This window comes from Martinezella sp. CNPSo 3964, assembly GCF_057784375.1.
The window spans coordinates 96,222-115,223 of record NZ_JBXSOW010000003.1 but is presented as its reverse complement, the minus strand read 5'-3'; the positions used below and the strand labels follow the sequence as shown (position 1 = coordinate 115,223).

Annotated in this window: 17 protein-coding genes; 12 read left to right on the top strand and 5 right to left on the bottom strand. The window is 60.7% G+C overall.

Annotated features, from left to right (window positions below; translation table 11 throughout):
• Positions 1 to 9: 9 nt before the first annotated feature.
• Positions 10 to 990, bottom strand: a complete 981-nt coding sequence (locus AC13Q5_RS11065; RefSeq protein ID WP_488501675.1) for an ImuA family protein — start codon at positions 988 to 990, stop codon at positions 10 to 12.
• Between the two features lie 276 nt (positions 991 to 1,266).
• Between AC13Q5_RS11065 and AC13Q5_RS11060 the strand changes: the two genes are divergently transcribed.
• Positions 1,267 to 1,704, top strand: a complete 438-nt coding sequence (locus AC13Q5_RS11060; RefSeq protein ID WP_075853381.1) for a metallopeptidase family protein — start codon at positions 1,267 to 1,269, stop codon at positions 1,702 to 1,704.
• Positions 1,705 to 1,754: 50 nt separating this feature from the next.
• Here the strand turns inward: AC13Q5_RS11060 and AC13Q5_RS11055 are convergent, their stop codons facing one another.
• On the bottom strand, positions 1,755 to 1,961 hold the full coding sequence (locus AC13Q5_RS11055; RefSeq protein ID WP_037155128.1) for a DUF1737 domain-containing protein: 207 nt from the start codon (positions 1,959 to 1,961) through the stop codon (positions 1,755 to 1,757).
• A gap of 37 nt (positions 1,962 to 1,998) precedes the next feature.
• The gene (locus AC13Q5_RS11050; RefSeq protein WP_488501674.1) at positions 1,999 to 2,943 is read right to left on the bottom strand and encodes an HpcH/HpaI aldolase/citrate lyase family protein; all 945 of its coding nucleotides are present in this window, start codon (positions 2,941 to 2,943) and stop codon (positions 1,999 to 2,001) included.
• A 111-nt stretch (positions 2,944 to 3,054) separates the two neighbouring features.
• Between AC13Q5_RS11050 and AC13Q5_RS11045 the strand changes: the two genes are divergently transcribed.
• The 10 genes from AC13Q5_RS11045 to AC13Q5_RS11000 all read left to right on the top strand — a co-directional run bounded on the left by AC13Q5_RS11045 (position 3,055) and on the right by AC13Q5_RS11000 (position 12,212).
• Entirely contained in the window at positions 3,055 to 3,291 is a 237-nt protein-coding gene (locus tag AC13Q5_RS11045) for a hypothetical protein (RefSeq protein ID WP_075853379.1), read from the top strand.
• A gap of 193 nt (positions 3,292 to 3,484) precedes the next feature.
• Positions 3,485 to 4,093, top strand: coding sequence for a 3-isopropylmalate dehydratase small subunit (gene leuD, locus AC13Q5_RS11040; protein ID WP_075853378.1), 609 nt, complete (start codon positions 3,485 to 3,487; stop codon positions 4,091 to 4,093).
• Positions 4,094 to 4,338: 245 nt separating this feature from the next.
• Positions 4,339 to 5,157 carry a sugar phosphate isomerase/epimerase family protein gene (locus AC13Q5_RS11035; RefSeq protein WP_488501673.1) on the top strand — a complete coding sequence of 273 codons (819 nt, stop codon included), beginning with the start codon at positions 4,339 to 4,341 and terminating at the stop codon, positions 5,155 to 5,157.
• Positions 5,158 to 5,481: 324 nt separating this feature from the next.
• Complete coding sequence (leuB, locus tag AC13Q5_RS11030) at positions 5,482 to 6,594, top strand: 3-isopropylmalate dehydrogenase (RefSeq protein WP_349956834.1); 1,113 nt, start codon at positions 5,482 to 5,484, stop codon at positions 6,592 to 6,594.
• 211 nt (positions 6,595 to 6,805) lie between these two features.
• Positions 6,806 to 7,570 carry a lipid A 1-phosphatase LpxE gene (gene lpxE, locus AC13Q5_RS11025; protein WP_075853793.1) on the top strand — a complete coding sequence of 255 codons (765 nt, stop codon included), beginning with the start codon at positions 6,806 to 6,808 and terminating at the stop codon, positions 7,568 to 7,570.
• Positions 7,571 to 7,722: 152 nt separating this feature from the next.
• Positions 7,723 to 7,977, top strand: coding sequence for a winged helix-turn-helix domain-containing protein (locus AC13Q5_RS11020; protein ID WP_488501672.1), 255 nt, complete (start codon positions 7,723 to 7,725; stop codon positions 7,975 to 7,977).
• A gap of 159 nt (positions 7,978 to 8,136) precedes the next feature.
• Positions 8,137 to 8,886: an SDR family NAD(P)-dependent oxidoreductase gene (locus tag AC13Q5_RS11015; protein WP_349956836.1), complete on the top strand. Its 750-nt coding sequence runs from the start codon at positions 8,137 to 8,139 to the stop codon at positions 8,884 to 8,886.
• Positions 8,887 to 9,186: 300 nt separating this feature from the next.
• Entirely contained in the window at positions 9,187 to 9,696 is a 510-nt protein-coding gene (locus AC13Q5_RS11010; RefSeq protein WP_075853373.1) for a Dps family protein, read from the top strand.
• Positions 9,697 to 10,071: 375 nt separating this feature from the next.
• On the top strand, positions 10,072 to 11,106 hold the full coding sequence (locus AC13Q5_RS11005; protein WP_075853372.1) for an aspartate-semialdehyde dehydrogenase: 1,035 nt from the start codon (positions 10,072 to 10,074) through the stop codon (positions 11,104 to 11,106).
• Between the two features lie 284 nt (positions 11,107 to 11,390).
• The gene (locus AC13Q5_RS11000; RefSeq protein WP_075853371.1) at positions 11,391 to 12,212 is read left to right on the top strand and encodes a lytic murein transglycosylase; all 822 of its coding nucleotides are present in this window, start codon (positions 11,391 to 11,393) and stop codon (positions 12,210 to 12,212) included.
• Positions 12,213 to 12,306: 94 nt separating this feature from the next.
• Here AC13Q5_RS11000 and AC13Q5_RS10995 read toward each other — a convergent pair whose 3' ends face one another.
• Together AC13Q5_RS10995 and pdxY are read right to left on the bottom strand one after the other, a co-directional pair.
• Entirely contained in the window at positions 12,307 to 12,948 is a 642-nt protein-coding gene (locus AC13Q5_RS10995) for a carbonic anhydrase (protein ID WP_488501671.1), read from the bottom strand.
• A 72-nt stretch (positions 12,949 to 13,020) separates the two neighbouring features.
• Entirely contained in the window at positions 13,021 to 13,896 is an 876-nt protein-coding gene (gene pdxY / locus AC13Q5_RS10990; RefSeq protein ID WP_349956840.1) for a pyridoxal kinase PdxY, read from the bottom strand.
• 294 nt (positions 13,897 to 14,190) lie between these two features.
• Between pdxY and AC13Q5_RS10985 the strand changes: the two genes are divergently transcribed.
• Positions 14,191 to 18,981 (top strand): NAD-glutamate dehydrogenase, encoded by a 4,791-nt coding sequence (locus AC13Q5_RS10985; protein WP_488501670.1) that lies wholly within the window; start codon positions 14,191 to 14,193, stop codon positions 18,979 to 18,981.
• The last annotated feature ends 21 nt before the right edge of the window (positions 18,982 to 19,002 follow it).

The window sequence follows — 19,002 nt, the reverse complement described above, 5'->3', positions numbered from 1 at the left end:
GGCGGCGCTTCAAGCCTGCCTGTCGAACGCCAGGACAGACCCCAGCGCTTGCGCGCGATGCGGTCGGTCGGCAGATGCGGAAAGGTCAGCGCCAGAATGCGCTGCGTGTTCGCCGGGAAAGGCAGGGCGTTGAGTGTCGAGGATAGGGGCAAAGCGGCGGTCATGGGCATTCCACTCCAGGGTTATGGAAAGAGGCGCCGGGTTTCGGCTTTTTTCCAAGGTCAGACGAAAGGCCGGATGACCGATGCTGCCGCCAAGCACCGATCCGTCCGGCAGGGGCCGCGCCTGCGCCGGCGCGGGTTCGACCGAAAAGCGGAAGAGGGCGCTGCTTGCCTCCTCCTCGCCTCCCTGTCGCAACAGAAACAAGGGCCGCCCCGCCGCCTTGGCCCTCAGCGCCAGCCGCCGGCTTTCGGTCAGGCCGAAACGGGCGGGATTGCCGCGCACTTCCAGAATGACGAGAGCAAAGGCGGCACTGCCAAGTGCTGCCTCCGCCACCCAGAGCGCATCGTCCAGCTTGCGCGGCGAGGCCTGCAGGAAAGCCGCAGGCTCCAGCCCGAAATCGCTGACGCCGATGGCATAAGGTACGCCCGCCTCCATCGTCGCGACCGTATCGCCGATCCACAGGACCGGGGACTTGGACACGGCCGTATCCGACGCTTGCGCATGCAGCCGCGCTGCGAGCGCCAAAGCAAAACCGCTTGCCGCCCCGGCATCGCGCAGGCCGTGCGAGCGGATTTCCGTCAGTGCATCGAGCGGCAGGCCGCCCTGCAGCGCCGCGTCGAGATCATCGACGCCGATCGGAAGGAGCGGCTGGGAAAGTCCGGGTTGCGCGGGCAGGGGCTTCGCAATGCCCGCCGTCCCCATCCCCGGCCTGTCTGCCAGCGTTTCACGCGCCGCTGCTGCCAGTGCCGGGATCGGCCTGCCTTCCAGTCGGGCAATGGTTTCACGCAGGGCAAAAAGCGTTTCCCGCGCCACGGCAGCCTCGGCCATGACGTTCACTCCAGATCGATAATGTTCCTGTTATGTTCTTATGGATTCCAGAGCTTGGAGAAAGAGTCAACACCATTTCATGAGAAAATATTCCTCTGCTCAGAGTTGGATGATTTCAGGTTGAAATGACCTAAAATCTAAATCCGCTCTAGAATCAAAGAAGTAGGGCATGATGGCGCCCGAAAACCGCTCAAACACTTTTCGGCGCCATACACTAATCCGCTCTCGTAAAAGCAGCATAAAGTCTCTATATGACCAGCCAAGGAAGGAATATTCATGGCTCGCGTCGACCAGAGCGAAGATTGGCGGGACCGCCACTCGCCCTCCATCAGCACATTCGAATCTCTGGCAATGGAGGCTTACAGCCACCTGCCGGACGAATTCCGCTCGCTCACCGGCAATCTCGTCATTCTCATCGAGGATTTCCCGGATGACGAGGTGTTCGAGGATATGGCGCTGGAAACCCCTTTCGACCTGCTCGGCCTCTTCGAAGGCCGCGGCATCTCGGAGCGCTTCACTGCCCAGACCGGCGACATGCCCAACAAGATCCGCCTCTACCGCCGGCCGATCATCGACTATTGGGCTGAAAACGAGGAAACCCTCGGCGACATCATCACCCATGTCCTGATCCACGAGATCGGCCACCATTTCGGCCTGAGCGACGAGGACATGGAGCGCATCGAGGAAAGCGCCGAAGAAGCGACGGATCGATGATATCGCCCCCCCGACCGTAGGCGGCCAGGGTGAAGAACTTCAATCGACGCTTACTGCTCGGAAAGCTTCATATCCGGATCGTAATCCTTGCCGGCCACTTCCTTGACGACGGCCTGGCCGCATTCCATCCGGCCGCTTGCGGAGTTGAAGCCATAGGTCGGCGAGCCGTATAGCTCCCAGCCCTTGTTCAGCGCTGCACTCACCTTGTGGCAGAAGGAAGCGTCATCAGGACCGGTGAGGAAGCGATAGAGTTTCATCAAGGCATCTTTCGTGTTTGGCCGGGCAATTCGACAGTCAGGCTCCGGTGCGGGGCGCTGCGGCAGCGCCCGAAGAACGCTGCTCGATCAGGCGAGCTTTATGAATGAGTCTTTCCGCCTGGACAAGGTGCAGCCGCTCCACCATCCGCCCGCCGATGTTCACGACATTGAGAGCTTCAGCGCCCGGCTCGGCGAAGGCTGATATGATGGCCTCGGCCTCGGCGATGGCAGCCTCAGCCGGGCCGAAATGCCGGTTGGCGGCCTCGATCTGGCTCGGATGGATCAGCATCTTGCCGGTAAAGCCCATGGCGACACCCTGGCCGCATTCCGCCTCGAATTCTTCGGCATCCTTGAAATCGTTGAACACGCTGTCGATGGCCTCGAGCCCATAAGCGCTGACGGCCAATATCACCTGCATCAGCCAGGGCACGAGATAGGGGCGGCCGGGTTGCGGCAGGACACCCGTTTCCTTTCTGAGGTCGTTGAGGCCGACCACGAAACAATCGAGCCGGCTGCCGGCCGTACGACCAGCCTCGGCGATCGCAGCCACGTTCAGGATACCGCGCGGCGTTTCGATCATCGCCCAGATGCGTAAGTCTTCCGGCACATCGGCTTCCGTGAGCCAGTCGCCGACCATCATGACATCCTGCGGCTCGTCCACCTTCGGCAGCAGCACCGCATCCGGCTCCAGCTCCGCAACCAGCGCCAGATCGTCGGCGCCGAAATTGGAGGAAAGCGCATTGATGCGGATGATCCGCTCCTTGCCCGGCAGCGGCGCGACAGCAAAGAAGGCTCGCAGATTCTCCCGCGCCTCGGCCTTTTTCTCCGGCGCCACCGAATCCTCGAGATCGAAGATGACGGCATCGCAATCGAGACTCGAAAGCTTGTCCAGCGCACGACGGTTGATGGCGGGAACGCTCAAGACCGAGCGGCGCACCCGGGCGGGGCGGGAAGGGGGATTCTGGCTCTCAGATTGGCTCATTGTGCCGTTTTGCCGCGCTTTTACGCGCCAGGCAAGTCAACAAAAAGCCATGCTCCTCTTGCAGATGACAGGGAAGAGGGCCACATTGCTTGCTGTAGAGAGGTCTCGACCATGCAGAATATCCGTTCCCTGTTCATCGCGCTTGCCGGTATCACCGTGTTTGCAGCCATGGCGTTGTTTACCGTTTCGGTCACGCTTGCCGTCGGCGCTATTCTCACCGTGCTGATGGCAGCCCGCGCGATTTCGCTGCGCATGAAGCCGGCACCGGTGCGCGCCAAGGCGAAGACGAACGGCCAGCGCGAAATGCGCATCTGGAACGACGGTCGCGGCACCATCATCGATCTCTGAGATTGAAAGCAGGGCAGGGCGGCCCATTGCCGGCCGCTGGCACCCGTTTGCCCGGTTCAAGCCACGTGCTGAAGGGCAAGGGCGACCAAAGCGCCGCCTTTTAGAGCATTTCCAAGATTCTCCTTCATTTCGGGCCGGATTTGCTCTATTGGCAGGATAATTCGTGCTTAGACGAAAATGAAGGCAGGACCCCATGGACAAGTTCGTGAAGTTGACCGGTGTCGCAGCACCCCTCCCGGTCGTCAATGTCGATACCGACATGATCATCCCGAAGGATTATCTGAAGACCATCAAGCGCACGGGTCTCGGCAAGGGGCTCTTCGCTGAAGCCCGCTACAATGAAGACGGCACGCCGAACGAAGATTTCGTGCTGAACAAGCCGGCCTACCAGAACGCCAAGATCCTCGTCGCCGGCGACAATTTCGGCTGCGGCTCCTCGCGCGAACACGCTCCCTGGGCGCTGCTCGATTTCGGCATCCGCTGCGTCATCTCGACGAGCTTCGCCGACATCTTCTACAACAACTGCTTCAAGAACGGCATCCTGCCGATCAAGGTCAGCCAGGAAGATCTGGACAAGCTGATGGACGACGCTTCGCGCGGCTCCAACGCCATCCTGACGGTCGATCTGGAAAACCTCGAAATCACCGGCCCGGACGGCGGCTCGCTGAAGTTCGAACTCGACGAATTCAAGCGTCACTGCCTGCTGAACGGCCTCGACGATATCGGCCTGACGCTGGAAAAATCCTCCGCGATCGACACTTTCGAAAAGACGAACGCCGCATCGCGCCCCTGGGCCGCCTGATCGGCTTATCCTTATCTCTAGCGTTTAGAAGCCGGGCCTTACAGCCCGGCTTTTTTCATTCGGACACAAAGGTCCCCTCTCCCCGCATGCGGGGAGAGGGGACTATTCCGTTAAAACGGCTCAGGCACCATCTTTCCCGTCCGCTGTAATATGTTCGACAAGAAGGGGGTCCATACAGACCTGCTGAGAGCTTTCGGGCCTCTCTCCCACCCCCCTAATTCCTCTCCACACACTGGAGCTTCTCCATGACCTCCCTTCCCATTGTTGGCGCCGCCATGACGCTCGACGACGTCGAAATCCATCGCAACTGGCTGCTGGAAAAGCCGCGCGATCTGGAGCTGCAGAGCTTCGTCGAAGCCGAAATCCTGAGCGGCGACTGGGCTCCGCTTGCCGAGCGCGCCCGCAAGCTGCTCGACGGCCATCAGGGCCGCCTCGGCATCCACGGCCCGTTCTGGGGTTTCGTCATCGCCTCGCAGGACCCGGATGTCCGCGCCGTCGTCACCAAGCGCCTGCTGCAGGCCCTCGACGTCTGCGCCAATATCGGCGCCACGCAGATGGTCATCCATAGCCCCTATACGTCGTGGTCCTACAACAACCTCGACAACAACAAGGGCGAGCGCGAGAAGATCATCGAATACACGCACCTGACGTTGAAAGAAGCTGTCAAGCGCGCCGAAGACATCGGGCTCACCATGGTCATCGAGAACATCGAGGACAAGGATCCCCATATCCGCGTCGGCCTCGCCGACAGCTTCAATTCGCCCGCCGTCGCCGTTTCGATCGACACCGGCCACGCCCATTACGCCCATGGCTACACGGGCGCTCCGCCGGTCGACTATTACGTCCATGCCGCCGGCAACCGCCTGCAGCATGTCCACCTGCAGGATGCCGACGGCTATGCCGACCGTCACTGGAGCCTCGGCGAAGGCAGCATCCACTGGCGCGCCGTCTTTGCCGCCCTTGGCAAGCTCAACAGCAATCCACGCCTGATCGTCGAGATCAAGGACAAGTCGAAGATCCCGGCATCAGCAGCCTACCTCGCTTCGCTCGGCCTCGCCGAGTAAGGATAAAGCAACGCAAACCATCCGCCCTCGTGGTTCGAGACGGCCCTTCGGGCCTTCTCACCATGAGGGCTAATCTCCTCATCAGACTATCAACCCGCTCCGCCCTCATACTGAGCCTGTCGAAGGATCAGGCGGCCCCTCCTGTTAAGTGCAAAAGCACCAGCCCTCACCCTGAGGAGGCCTGCAAGGCCGTCTCGAAGGGCGAGGGCGGGTGGGTAGCCGCAAAAGCCCGAAAACCGTACCGTTTCGGTCTCTTCCTCGCTTGAAAAGCCGCATTTGCAGGTCTAAAAACCCCGCAACTTTTTCTTTCGCGGAGGCTTTCCCATGACAGTTCGCAATCTCTTCCTCCTGCCGGGTGACGGCATCGGTCCCGAGGCTATGGGCGAAGTTCGCAAGATCATCGCTTACATGAACGAGGCCAAGAATGCCGGCTTCGTCACCGATGAGGGCCTTGTCGGCGGCAGCGCCTATGACGCCCATGGCGCGGCGATCTCCGATGCAGATATGGCAAAGGCGATGGCGGCTGACGCCGTGCTCTTCGGCGCCGTCGGCGGTCCGAAGTGGGATGCAGTTCCTTATGAAGTGCGCCCGGAAGCCGGCCTGCTGCGCCTGCGCAAGGATCTTCAGCTGTTTGCCAACCTGCGCCCGGCCATCTGCTATCCGGCGCTGGCATCAGCTTCCTCGCTGAAGCCGGAGCTGGTCGACGGCCTCGATATCCTCATCATCCGCGAACTCACTGGCGGCGTCTATTTCGGCGAGCCGAAGGAAATCATCGACCTCGGCAACGGCCAGAAGCGCGGCATCGACACTCAGATCTACGACACCTACGAAATCGAGCGCATCGCCGGCGTCGCCTTCGAACTGGCGCGCACCCGCAACAACCGCGTCTGCTCGATGGAAAAGCGCAACGTCATGAAATCAGGCGTGCTCTGGAACCAGGTCGTCACCGCGACGCACAAGGAAAAATATTCCGACGTGCAGCTCGAACATATGCTGGCTGACGCCGGTGGCATGCAGCTCGTTCGCCAGCCGAAGCAGTTCGACGTCATCGTGACGGACAACCTGTTCGGCGACATGCTGTCCGACGTTGCGGCCATGCTCACCGGCTCGCTCGGTATGCTGCCGTCCGCTTCACTCGGCGCACCCGATGCCAAGACCGGCAAGCGCAAGGCGCTCTACGAGCCCGTGCACGGCTCCGCACCCGACATCGCTGGCAAGGGTATCGCCAACCCGATCGCCATGATCGCTTCCTTCGCCATGTGCCTGCGCTACTCCTTCGGCCTGGTTGCCGAAGCCGACGCGCTGGAAAAGGCGATCGCCAACGTGCTCGACAGCGGCATCCGCACCGGCGACATCATGTCGGCAGGCAGCCGCCAGGTCGGCACCGCCGAAATGGGCGACGCCATCCTCGCCGAATTCAAGGCCCTGTCGGCATAATCGCCGGCATAAGTCGCCTGATATATTTCACGTGAAACACGAAGGCCCCGTTCTTCGCCGGAACGGGGCTTTTCATTGCAAGCAGGATAGTCTCGTCTGAGCCCACGATCGCCGCTTCGGCTCGTGTCGTTAATTTTTAGAAAATTAGAAAAACTGTAACAACAGCCTGTTATTTGTCGAGGTGATTGGAAATCGACAATAGGCAATGATTATGCAGGCGATCTTGACGTCTCTCGACAGGCGTTGGCGGCGAAGCGATGCGGCATTTGCACCATCTCACTGGAAAATTTGCCTTTTTCTGACCGCCAATGTCGTACTTCTTTCGGCTCTCCTGTTCGATTGGCCCGTCGGCGCGACCCTGAAAAGCCTGTCGCCATCCATTCGCTTCGTCGGAGGAATGCTGACCAATTTCGGCGAATCCGGCTGGCTTCTCCTCGTCAGCGCCTTCCTGCTCGTCGAGGGCTGGGCCGGCAGCAGGCTGCTGCATTCCCAACGCTGTCGCTGCCAGGCGCTGCGCATCTGCCAGATCGGCGGCTATCTGCTGACGACCATTGCGCTTTCCGGCCTCCTTGCCAATTTGCTGAAGCGCGCCATCGGCCGCGCGCGTCCGACACATTTTGCCGATTGGGGTCCCTTTGGCTTCTCGCCCTTCAACGGCCGCGCCAGCTTCGAAAGCTTCCCGTCGGGCCATGCGACCACCATCGGTGCCCTGTTCGTGGCGCTTGCCTTCCTGTTCCCGCGCTATCGCTACATCTTCGCGGTCTGCGCCCTGTGGCTGGCGATCACCCGCGTCATGGTCGGCGCCCACTATCCGAGCGACGTGATAGCCGGCCTGGCGCTCGGCGGCTGGTTCTCCTTCATGGTGGCGATCGTCTATGCGCGCTACGGCCTGCTTTTCCGTATCAACGCCGCCGGCTGGCCGACGCCGCGACTGCCGCTTTTCAAAAGCGGCAAGCCTCGACAGGCCGATTCCTGAGCTTGTCACGCCTGCATCGCAAAGGTTGCCAAGGCCCTCGCGCATTCATATATCTGGCAAGGTAGGGGTGGCTGAAGGTGGTCAACCCGATTTCGTTTCCGTTTGCGATGAATACCATGGATGCCGGACCGATACGTTTAAGCGAAAGGCAGATGGGATTGATTTCCCGAGCACTTGCCGAGCCGCGACGCGTGCAGATCCTGAAGGAGATCGGCATACGGACTGAGCCCACGCCCTGCAGCATCCTGAACGAATGCCACACCGTCAGTGCCGCGACGATGTCGCATCACATCAAGGAACTTGAAAATGCCGGTCTCATCGAGATCCAGCGCGAAGGCAAGTTCGCGAACCTCGTGCTGCGCCGTGACACGCTGAACGCCTATATGGCAGAGCTTTCCAAGATCTGACACTTCCATCCATGCCATCAGCATTTCTTGCTGTGGCTCTTGTATCAATTAGATGATTATCTAAATATCAAAGTGACGATGCGAAACGGTTTTCGGGTCGCATGCGCCAAATGATTTGATGATTGTAAAACTGTCTAATAATCTCCGAAGGAAGCTGACATGAGCAAATTGACAGGCAAGGTCGCAATCGTGACCGGAGCATCCAAGGGCATCGGCGCCGGTATCGCCAAGGCGATGGGCGAGGCGGGTGCAGCCGTTGTCGTCAACTACGCCTCGAGCCGCGAAGGTGCCGACAAGGTAGTGGCCGAGATCACCGCCAAGGGCGGCAAGGCGCTCGCCGTGCACGGCGACGTTTCCAAATCCGAAGACGTCAAACAGCTGTTTGCCGAAACCAAGCAGGCCTTCGGCCGCGTCGATATTCTCGTCAACAATGCCGGCGTCTATCAATTTGCGCCGATAGAGGAGTTCACCGAGGAAGAATTCCATCGTGAATTCAATATCAACGTGCTCGGCACGCTGCTGACCAGCCGGGAAGCTGTCAAATATTTCGGCCCGGAAGGCGGCAATATCATCAACATCGGCTCCAACGCCGTCAGCATGAACCTGCCGACTGCGTCCGTTTACACCGCAACCAAGGCCGCCGTGGATTCCATCACCAAGATCCTCGCCAAGGAGCTCGGTTCACGCAATATCCGTGTCAACAACCTGGCGCCTGGCGGCGTCGAAACCGAAGGCGTCGTTACCGCGGGCCTCATCGGCAGCGATTTCGAGAAGCATCTCGTCTCCCAGACGCCTCTTGGCCGCCTCGGTCAGCCGACCGATATCGCCCCGGTCGCCGTCTTCCTTGCTTCGCAGGATGCCGCCTGGGTGACCGGCGAAACCATCTATGTCGGCGGTGGCTTGAAGTAACTCATCAACTGAAACATCGCCCTCCGACACGAGGGCGGTGTCCTTCCGCGCGGCATAACCGCGTGCCCTGCCAATACATTAGCAGGCGATTGCCAAACCACCTCATTTTCCTATTTAGTAGAGCTGTTCGGGTTTTCCGCATGTCAGCGCAGCCGACTGTGCCGCGAAGCGACCTTTCGACCGCGAAATTTCAAAACAGATCCAGTCTTCAATGCGATCCCACGCCGCAGCGAATGTCATCGAACTCCCTTAAGATCCGTCGGCGATGGCTGTCGTGAATAACAAACGGAGGACGCCTTTATGAATACCGCCAATACCAAATCGAAATTGGGCACTCGCACCAATCTCAGCGAAGACGCGACGCGCGATATTTCCGCAGCGCTGACCGCGCTGCTGGCGGATGTCTTTGCCCTCTATCTGAAAACCAAGAATTTTCACTGGCACATGAGCGGCCCGCATTTCCGTGATTATCACCTTCTTCTCGATGATCAGGGCGATCAGATTTTCGCCATGACCGATCCCATGGCCGAGCGTTGCCGGAAGATCGGCGGGACGACCCTCCACTCGATCGGCCAGATCGCCAAGCTGCAGCGTATCCCCGACAATGACGCCGAATATGTCGATCCGCAGGACATGCTTGCCGAGTTGGCTGATGATAATCTCAAACTGTCAGCCGAAATCCGCGCCGTTCACGATGTCTGCGATGAATATGGCGATATCGCCACAGCAAGCCTCCTCGAAAACTGGCTGGACGAGACGGAGCGCCGCACCTGGTTCCTGTTCGAGATCACGCGCAAGTCCAACCGCTGACATCTGAGACCGCGACCTTCGAACACGATCAGTTGAAGGCGGTCTGCAATGATCCCGATTTCCTCGCTCCGGCAGCGATGCCAGCGAGGAAATCCTTGACTCCTGTGGAAAACATCTTAGAACCGGCGACGGAAAAGGAAGACTTCCATGGTTCGCTTCGAACAGATCGATAGCTGCAGTCACTTGGCTGAATATGCCGGGCAGGATGTCTGTTTTCCGGTTTCTTCCAAAACCAAGGCCAAAACGACGACGAAAACCGTCTGACGTCTCTGGCCTGCCGCTCTCTCCCCGGCTCGGCTGGGGACAGGAACCGGTCGTCATGGCCACGGTTCCCCCCTTCGCCCAAGAGGAGAGAAGAGAAAGAGAGCTTGAGAAATGGGTTTCAAAGTTGCAGTAGCGGGCGCGACCGGGAATGTTGGCCGCGAAATGCTCAATATCCTCGCGGAACGCGGTTTCCCGGCCGATGAGGTCGTGGCACTCGCATCGGCCCGTTCGCAGGGAACCGAGGTATCCTTCGGCGACCGGACGCTGAAGGTTTCCAACCTGGAGAACTACGATTTCTCCGACACCGACATCTGCCTGATGTCGGCCGGCGGCGACGTCTCGAAGCGGGTCTCGCCGAAGATCGGCGCCCAGGGCTGCGTCGTCATCGACAACTCCTCGGCCTGGCGCTACGACGCCGACGTGCCGCTGATCGTGCCGGAAGTAAACCCGGATGCCGTCGCGCAGTTCACCAAGCGCAACATCATCGCCAACCCGAATTGCTCGACCGCGCAGCTCGTCGTCGCCCTGAAGCCGCTGCACGACTTCGCCAAGATCAAGCGCGTCGTCGTTTCGACCTACCAGTCGGTCTCCGGCGCCGGCAAGGACGGCATGGACGAGCTGTTCAACCAGACCCGCGCCGTCTTCGTCGCCGACCCGATCGAAGCGAAGAAGTTCACCAAGCGCATCGCCTTCAATGTCATCCCGCACATCGATAGCTTCATGGAAGACGGCTACACCAAGGAAGAATGGAAGGTGCTGGCCGAAACCAAGAAGATGCTCGACCCGAAGATCAAGGTCACCTGCACGGCCGTGCGCGTACCCGTCTTCATCGGCCACTCGGAATCAGTCAACATCGAGTTCGAAAACGAGATCACAGCCGATCAGGCTCGTGACATCCTGCGCGAAGCGCCGGGCTGCCTCGTCATCGACAAGCGCGAAAACGGCGGCTACATCACGCCTTACGAATCCGCCGGCGAAGATGCGACCTATATTTCGCGTATCCGTGAAGACGCGACCGTCGAGAACGGCCTCAACCTATGGGTCGTTTCCGACAACCTGCGCAAGGGTGCCGCGCTCAACGCCATCCAGATTGCCGAATTGCTGGTCAATCGCGGCCTCATCAAGCCGCGCAAGCAGGCTGCATAAGGATCTGTAAACCAATTTACGGTTTATAAACCCTCTCTGGCTATTCAGGATTGAATGGAAGCCTCGCCATTTCAAACGAAAGGCGGGGCTTTTCTGAATGATTTTGGCGGCGATGTTTCACATGAAACGAAAACATCGGTCGCTAAAATATGATGACATGATGGTCGGATGCTGGCATGGTCCGGTGGCGACTAAACGCGCGCGATCCCCTGGCTTCCAAGGGTTTGCGCGCCATTGAAAACGGTTACCGCGTTCGCATCGCGGTAAGATTTCGGGGACACTGAATGCGCTTCACAAAGTCTGGAATGGCGGCTCTCGTGGCGGGCGGGTTGCTGCTGGGAATGCCGCTTGCGGCAAATGCCGCCTCTTGCAGCAACACCTCCGCCGGCTTCGAAAACTGGGTGCAGGAATTCAAGCGGGAAGCGCAGGGACAGGGCGTCAGCCCGTCCACCCTCGACAGGGCCTTCGCCAACGTTCATTACAACCAGGCCACCATCCGCGCCGACCGCGGCCAGAAGAGCTTCAAGCTTTCCTTCGAGGAATTCATGAAGAAGCGTGGCGGCCAGACGATCATCAATCGCGGCAAGAGCATGAAGCAAGCCAATGCGGCGCTGTTTGCCAAGATACAGAAGCGCTTCGGCGTTCCCCCAGGCCCGATCATCGCCATCTGGGGCATGGAAACCGGCTTCGGCAGCTATATGGGCGACCAGCATACGCTTTCAGCCGTCTCGACCCTTGCCTTTGACTGCCGTCGTTCCGCATTCTTTACCGAGCAGCTCTACGCCGCCCTGAAGCTTGTGGGCGAAGGCTATCTCAGCCCGTCGGCGCGCGGCGCGGCTCACGGCGAAATCGGCCAGACGCAATTCATGCCGAAAAACGTCGTTGCCTTCGGCGTCGACGAAGATGGCGATGGCAGGGTAGACTTGGTCGGCTCGCGCGCGGATGCGCTGGCCTCGACTGCGAACTTCCTGCGCGGCCACGGCTGGCAGCCGGGCGCCGGCTATCAGCCCGGCGAGCCGAATTTCGCCGCCATCGCCGGCTGGAATGACGCAAAGGTCTATCAGCAGGCGATCGCCTATATCGGCCAGCAGATCGACGGCAAGTAAGCCTGATCTCATCAATTAAAAAGGCGCTGCGACGGGATGGTCAGCAGCGCCTTTTCATTTGATCTGCCTTCGGCCCCACCAGGCGACCGGCCCCTTAAACGTCAGGGCGGATAAAATCGCGCGTAGCCGGGTCCATGATCCATAGCTCGCCGGTCGAAATATCAAACCACGCGCCGTGCAGGCGCAGCTTGCCTTCTTCCTCGCGTGCCTTGATTTCGGGAAAGCTGCGCAGATTTTCCAGCGAATTGCGGATCGAAATACGCTCCAGCGCCGTCTGACGCTCGGTCTGCGTCATGATGTCATTGCTTTTGATCTGTTCGGCAGCCGGCTTCAGCAATGCCATCCACCGGCCGATGAAGTCACCCGGCGAGAGCGGTTCGGCATCGGGATCGAGCGCGGCGCGGATGCCGCCGCAGCGGCCATGACCCATGACGACGATGTCGGAGACCTTGAGCGACAGAACCGCGAATTCAAGCGCCGACGAGGTCGAATGGAAATTACCGTCCGGCTCGTAGGGCGGCACCATATTGGCGACATTGCGGATGACGAAGAGCTCTCCCGGGCCAGCATCGAAGATGATCTCCGGCGCCGAGCGGGAGTCACAACAGGCAATCACGAGCGTCGACGGGTTCTGGCCGAGTTCCGCCAGAGTGCGATAGCGTTCGCGCTCATCGACGTAACGCCCGCTCATGAAATTGCGATAGCCGTTCAGAAGGGTGTCGGGAAAGCTTTGCATGACATTGGATTACAGCGCGCTTCGGCCGATGGCAACTGCTGCGCTGCAAAAAGCGTTAACCGTCGCGAACCGCTATTTTTTCTTCCGCTGTGCCGGATGAACAAGATGGCGCAGCTGCACCATCGCCATCGGCGTCGACAGGCTTGCGGAATCGACGGCCAGCGTCAGCTCGTTGCTGCCGCGTTTGACGGCGCGCGCCAGCACCTCAAAGACGCTGGCCGTCGTCAGTTGCAGCGCCCGCTCCTCATCCATGCCGGAAAGCAGGCGCGACAGGAAGACGGCGGACAAGAGATCGCCAAGCCCGTTCGGCGCGCCTTCCACGCTGCGATGTTCTGCAAGCAGCGCATTTCGGCCGCTGAGATAGAGATTGCCGATGCCGCCGGCCATCATCGGCACGGCGGACGTTACCAGCATGCGCGACGGCCCGAGCGCGAGAGCCGCCTCCATGATGGCGTTGTTATCCTCGAGCGGTGCACCGGCAAGCCAGGCAAGCTCGTAGCGGTTCGGCGTTGCCAGCGATGCCAGCGGGATCAGGTGGTCGCGGATCGCTTCCGCCGTCGCCTCGGGCACATAAAGCCCGCCAGCATCGCCAATAACGGGATCGCAGGCATAGAGGAGATCGGGGTTCTTCTCCCGCAAAGCCGTTACCAGCCGGGCGACGGAAAGCGCCTGCGCAGCATTGCCGAAATAGCCCGACAGCACCGCCCTGACCTCGGAAAGCCAGGGTGCGGCGATGAGATCGTCGATCGCATGGTCGAAATCCGCCTCGTTGAAGGTTAGCCGCGTCGAACGCCCATGGCCGGGATGCCATGGCAGAACGATCGTCGGCAGCGCCCACACCGGATGGCCGAGCGTCTCCAGCGCGAAGACGGCCGCACGATTGCCGACCGACCCTCGGACGACATGGCTGGAGATGACGATAACGGCGCCGGCGGACACTTGCGACATGATGCTAGCTTTCAAGTTCAGGGCTTCAAACTGCCATGGCGCCGTTGATGATCCCTTTGGCGGCACTCTGTCAACCGCACTTCACAGAGTCATGAAAACCTCTGTTGACGAGCCCACTCCGCCAATTTCACACTAATGACATCCGCTTTGCATCGAGATCGCGCATTCCGGCAAGATTTTTAAAAAAACCGGCCAAAATCAGTCCGAAAGCAACCAAATTCGCATTCTTTTTGCCAGTTTTTTCGCTAAACCTTCTGCTACTGTCGTCAAAATTCAAAAATCGGGAGGAATTCCATGGCGCCCAAGACCAATCCGAAACGGGAAAAACAGATCGAAGCGGCACGCAAGATAGCGGCGGCAACGGGCGAGGCGCACCTTGATCCCGAAATCCTGTTCGGCCGGGCAAGCAACGACGACATGGAGCTTTACAGCCCGGAGATGCTGGCTCTTGCCGCGACGCATGCGGCCAAGGAACTCGCGGCCTGGGGCGGCACCTCTCCGCGCGTCAGCATCGAGCAGGTCGCCAACATCGAGCCCGATGGCGTTGCCGTGTCGATCCTCTCGATCACCGACCACAACATGCCCTTCCTCTATGAATCGATCATGGGCGAAGTGACCAGCAGCTACCGCGATCTCTATATGGCGGTGCATCCGATCCTGATCATCGAGAAAGGCAAGCAGCCGAGCCTCTATTCAGCCGATCAACCGAGCGACCCCGCCCATCGCGTCAGCCATATCCAGTTGCATCTCTCACCCCTATCGACGGCGCAAGCAACGGATCTGACCAAGCGGGTCCAGACCGTGCTCGACCAGACGCATCTCACCGTTTCCGACTGGAAGCCGATGCTGTCGCGCCTCGACACAGTCATTTCCGAGCTTTCCACCTACGAAGCGGCCGGCCGCCGCAGGAATGATCGCGACGAAGCGCTCGCCTTCCTTGCCTGGCTAAGAGACGGCAACTTCACCTTCCTTGGCATGCGCGAATATGTCTATTCCGGCAAGGGCGCCAACGCCAAGGTGGAGCGCGATCGCGGCACCGGCCTCGGCATCCTCTCCAATCCGGATGTCCGCGTCCTCCGACAGGGCAAGGACCAGGTGACCACGACGCCTGAAATCCTCGCCTTCCTCGATGGGCCGGATTTCCTGATCGTCACCAAGGCCAACGTCAAGTCGGTCGTCCATCGCCGCGCCTATATGGATTATGTCGGCGTCAAGCGCTTCGACACGGATGGCAACGTCACCGGCGAGCTGCGCATCGTCGGCCTCTTCACCTCCACCGCCTATACCAGCGCCGCAATTGAAGTGCCGCTGCTGCGCTCGAAGGTGCAGAAGGTCAAGGATCACTTCGGCTTCGATCCCACAAGCCATTCCGGCCGCATGCTCGAGAACACGCTGGAATCCTACCCCCGCGACGATCTCTTCCAGATCGATACGACGCTGCTCGCGAGCTTTGCCGAGCAGATCAACGACCTGACAGACCGGCCGCGTGTGCGGGCGCTGCCGCGCATCGATCATTTCGACCGCTTCGTCTCCGTCATCGTCTATGTCCCGCGCGAGGAATATGATTCCGTCGTCCGCGAGAAGATCGGCAACTACCTGAAGTCAGTCTATGACGGCCGCGTCTCCGCTTATTATCCGGCTTTCCCGGAAGGCGGCGTGGCCCGCGTTCACTTCATCATCGGCCGTAGCGCCGGCAAGACGCCACACGTTCCCCAAGCCAAGCTGGAAGAGGCGATCCGCGCCATCACCGCCCGCTGGGATGAGCGTTTCGTCATGCTGGCAGGTCCGAAGGCGCCGAACATCTCCGTCAGCCAGGCTTTCCAGGAAGCTTTCTCGCCGGAAGACGCCTTTGCCGACCTGCCCGATATCGTCGCCACGGCCGGTGCCGAGCCGATCCGTATCGGCTTCTATATCCGCAAGGACGAGGCGGGCGACATTCTCTCGCTGAAGATCTTCCATGGCGATGGCAACCTCGCACTGTCGCGCCGCGTGCCGCTGCTCGAAAATCTCGGCTTCAACGTTATCAGCGAGCGCACCTTCGATATCTACGTCACGGCCAAGGACGGCTCGACCGGCCATGTCGTACTGCACGACATGGAACTCGAGGCTCGGGGCGGATTGACCATCGATCTCGCCCGCCATGGTGCTGCTCTGGAAGAGGCCTTCCTCGCCGCCTTCGGCGGCACGATTGACAATGATGCCTTCAACCGGCTGATCGTCTCCGCCGACCTCTCCGCCCGTGAGACGAACGTCTTGCGCGCCTATTCCCGCTATCTGCGCCAGGCAGGCATTGCCTATTCGCAGGATTATATCTCTGCGACGTTGGACAAGTATCCGCGCATCGCTGCCTCGCTCTTCCGCCTGTTCCACGACACGCTCGATCCGAAACTCAGCGACAAGAACCGCACGAAGAAGCTTTCCGACCTCCATACCGCCATCGAGACCGAGCTCGCCGACGTTCCGAGCCTTGATGACGACCGCATCCTGCGCCGCTACGTCAACGCCATCGATGCGACGCTGCGCACCAACTATTTCCAGAGGAATGCAGACGGCACGCCGAAGGCCATGCTCGCCTTCAAGCTCGATCCGAAGCTGCTGGATGGCCTGCCCGAGCCGCGCCCCTTCCGCGAAATCTTCGTCTACGGCGTCGAAGTGGAAGGCGTGCACCTGCGCTTCGGCAAGGTGGCACGCGGCGGCCTGCGCTGGTCGGACCGCGCGGAAGACTATCGCACCGAAGTGCTCGGCCTGGTGAAGGCACAGCAGGTCAAGAACGCCGTCATCGTGCCCGTCGGCGCCAAGGGCGGCTTCTATCCGAAGAAGCTTCCGGTCGGCGGCAGCCGCGACGAGATCTTCAACACTGGCCGCGAAGCCTACAAGACCTATATCCGCACGCTGCTGTCGATCACCGACAATATCTCCGGCGCCGATATCATCCCGCCGGCCGACACGGTACGGCTCGATGGCGACGATCCTTATTTCGTCGTCGCCGCCGACAAGGGCACCGCCACCTTCTCTGACACCGCCAATGCGCTGGCGCAGGAAGCCGGCTTCTGGCTGGACGACGCCTTCGCCTCGGGCGGCTCGGCCGGCTATGACCACAAGAAGATGGGCATCACCGCCCGCGGCGCCTGGGAAACCGTGAAGCGCCACTTCCGCGAAATGGACATCGATATCCAGACGACGCCCTTCAACGTCGTCGGCGTCGGCGACATGTCCGGCGACGTCTTCGGCAACGGCATGCTGCTGTCTCCGAAGATCCGCCTGCTCGCCGCCTTCGACCACCGCGATATCTTCATCGATCCCGATCCGGACATGGCAAAGACGCTTGCCGAACGCCAGCGTCTTTTCGATCTGCCGCGCTCCAGCTGGCAGGATTTCGACAAGTCGGTCCTGTCGAAGGGCGCGATGATCATCTCCCGCTCGGCCAAATCGGTGACGCTGACGCCGGAGGCGGTCGCCTCCATCGGCATCGACAAGTCAGTCGCAACACCTTTCGAGATCATGACGGCGATCCTCAGGGCTCCCGTTGATCTCTTGTGGTTCGGCGGCATCGGCACCTACGTTAAGGCGCCGTCGGAGACGGATTCGGAAGTCGGCGATCGCGCCAACGATCCGATCCGCATCACCGCCGAGGAAGTACGCGCCAAGGTGATCGGCGAGGGTGCCAATCTCGGTGTCACCCAAAAGGGCCGCATCGCCTATGGCCTCAAGGGCGGGCGCTGCAACTCCGACGCCATCGACAATTCCGCCGGCGTCAACACCTCCGACGTCGAGGTCAACATCAAGATCGCACTCGCCAATGCCATGTTCGACGATCGGCTGACGCGCGCCAAGCGCGATACGCTGCTCGCCTCCATGACCGACGAAGTGGCTCTGCTGGTCCTGCGCAACAACTACCTGCAATCCCTGGCGATCTCGCTGACGGAGCGCAAGGGCACCGGCAACGGCCTGGAACTCAGCCGCTTCATGAGCGTGCTGGAAGCAGCAAAGCAGCTCAACCGCAAGGTCGAGACCCTGCCCGACGACCAGACCTTCGCCGAGCGTTACGCCAACGGCCGGCCGCTGACGCGCCCCGAGATCGGCGTGCTGCTCTCCTATGCCAAGATCGTTCTCTTCGACGCGCTTGTCGCCAGCGACCTGCCTGACGATCCCTATTTCGCCGCAACCCTCAGCCGCTATTTCCCGGCCAAGATGCAGCGTTCGAACGCCACCGATATCGAGAGCCATCGTCTGCGCCGCGAAATCATCGGCACGGCGCTCGCCAACGAAGCGATCAACCGTGGCGGCCCGGGCTTTGCCGTCAGCATGATGGACGCGACGGCGGCATCGGCTGCGGAAGTCGTCAAGGCCGCCGTCATCGCCCGCGATGGCTTCGATCTCGACCGGCTCTGGAACGAGACCGACGCGTTGGACGGCAAGGTCGGCGGCCAGATGCAGAACCGCGTCTATGGCGAGATCACCGAGGTCTACACCGTTCTGACGCGCCTGCTACTGAAGACCGGGGCCGCGAAGGGTGAGATCGAGGAAACCGTTAGCCGGCTTCGCGCAGCCCTGAAGAAGTTGCGCCCCGTTTTCCTGAGCCACATCCCGGCGGATTTCGCGGCCGAGATCGCTGCTCGCGAAGCGGAATACCAGGCTGCCGGCCTGCCGGAAAAGCTGGCTTCGGAGATCGCCACGATCTACGCGCTCGTCCTCGTACCGGAAATCATGCAGATCGCCGAGCGCACCGGCGATACGCTGAACCGGGCGGCCGAAAGCTACTTCACGGTGTCGCAGACCTTCCGCGTCGGTCGCCTGCTGCTTGCCGGCAGCCGGATCGTCACCGGCGATCATTACGAGAGCCTGGCGCTCGCGCGCAGCCTCGACCAGATCGCCGGCGCCCGCCGCGATATCGTCATCTCGGCGCTATCAAACCATCCGAAGGACAAGCAGCCGGTTCAGGCCTGGCATGCGGAAGACCGTATCCGCATCAATCGCATCGCCGAAGAACTCGGCGGCCTCAGCGAAAGTGGCGATCCGAACCTCGCCCGCATCACCGTCGCCGCCGGCCTGCTCAGCGATCTTGCGAACGGCCGGGCAAGGTGACACAGTCCGCCCCGGCCCGTC

Excerpts from the sequence above, each read along its gene's own strand:
- lpxE (WP_075853793.1), top strand. The coding sequence starts at position 6,806 with ATGCAGGCGATCTTGACGTCTCTCGACAGGCGTTGGCGGCGAAGCGAT.
- AC13Q5_RS11005 (WP_075853372.1), top strand. The coding sequence starts at position 10,072 with ATGGGTTTCAAAGTTGCAGTAGCGGGCGCGACCGGGAATGTTGGCCGC.
- AC13Q5_RS11050 (WP_488501674.1), bottom strand. The coding sequence starts at position 2,943 with ATGAGCCAATCTGAGAGCCAGAATCCCCCTTCCCGCCCCGCCCGGGTG.
- AC13Q5_RS11045 (WP_075853379.1), top strand. The coding sequence starts at position 3,055 with ATGCAGAATATCCGTTCCCTGTTCATCGCGCTTGCCGGTATCACCGTG.
- AC13Q5_RS11065 (WP_488501675.1), bottom strand. The coding sequence starts at position 990 with ATGGCCGAGGCTGCCGTGGCGCGGGAAACGCTTTTTGCCCTGCGTGAA.
- leuB (WP_349956834.1), top strand. The coding sequence starts at position 5,482 with ATGACAGTTCGCAATCTCTTCCTCCTGCCGGGTGACGGCATCGGTCCC.
- AC13Q5_RS11020 (WP_488501672.1), top strand. The coding sequence starts at position 7,723 with ATGGGATTGATTTCCCGAGCACTTGCCGAGCCGCGACGCGTGCAGATC.
- AC13Q5_RS11035 (WP_488501673.1), top strand. The coding sequence starts at position 4,339 with ATGACCTCCCTTCCCATTGTTGGCGCCGCCATGACGCTCGACGACGTC.
- AC13Q5_RS11010 (WP_075853373.1), top strand. The coding sequence starts at position 9,187 with ATGAATACCGCCAATACCAAATCGAAATTGGGCACTCGCACCAATCTC.
- AC13Q5_RS10995 (WP_488501671.1), bottom strand. The coding sequence starts at position 12,948 with ATGCAAAGCTTTCCCGACACCCTTCTGAACGGCTATCGCAATTTCATG.
- AC13Q5_RS11000 (WP_075853371.1), top strand. The coding sequence starts at position 11,391 with ATGCGCTTCACAAAGTCTGGAATGGCGGCTCTCGTGGCGGGCGGGTTG.
- pdxY (WP_349956840.1), bottom strand. The coding sequence starts at position 13,896 with ATGTCGCAAGTGTCCGCCGGCGCCGTTATCGTCATCTCCAGCCATGTC.
- AC13Q5_RS10985 (WP_488501670.1), top strand. The coding sequence starts at position 14,191 with ATGGCGCCCAAGACCAATCCGAAACGGGAAAAACAGATCGAAGCGGCA.
- AC13Q5_RS11055 (WP_037155128.1), bottom strand. The coding sequence starts at position 1,961 with ATGAAACTCTATCGCTTCCTCACCGGTCCTGATGACGCTTCCTTCTGC.
- leuD (WP_075853378.1), top strand. The coding sequence starts at position 3,485 with ATGGACAAGTTCGTGAAGTTGACCGGTGTCGCAGCACCCCTCCCGGTC.
- AC13Q5_RS11015 (WP_349956836.1), top strand. The coding sequence starts at position 8,137 with ATGAGCAAATTGACAGGCAAGGTCGCAATCGTGACCGGAGCATCCAAG.
- AC13Q5_RS11060 (WP_075853381.1), top strand. The coding sequence starts at position 1,267 with ATGGCTCGCGTCGACCAGAGCGAAGATTGGCGGGACCGCCACTCGCCC.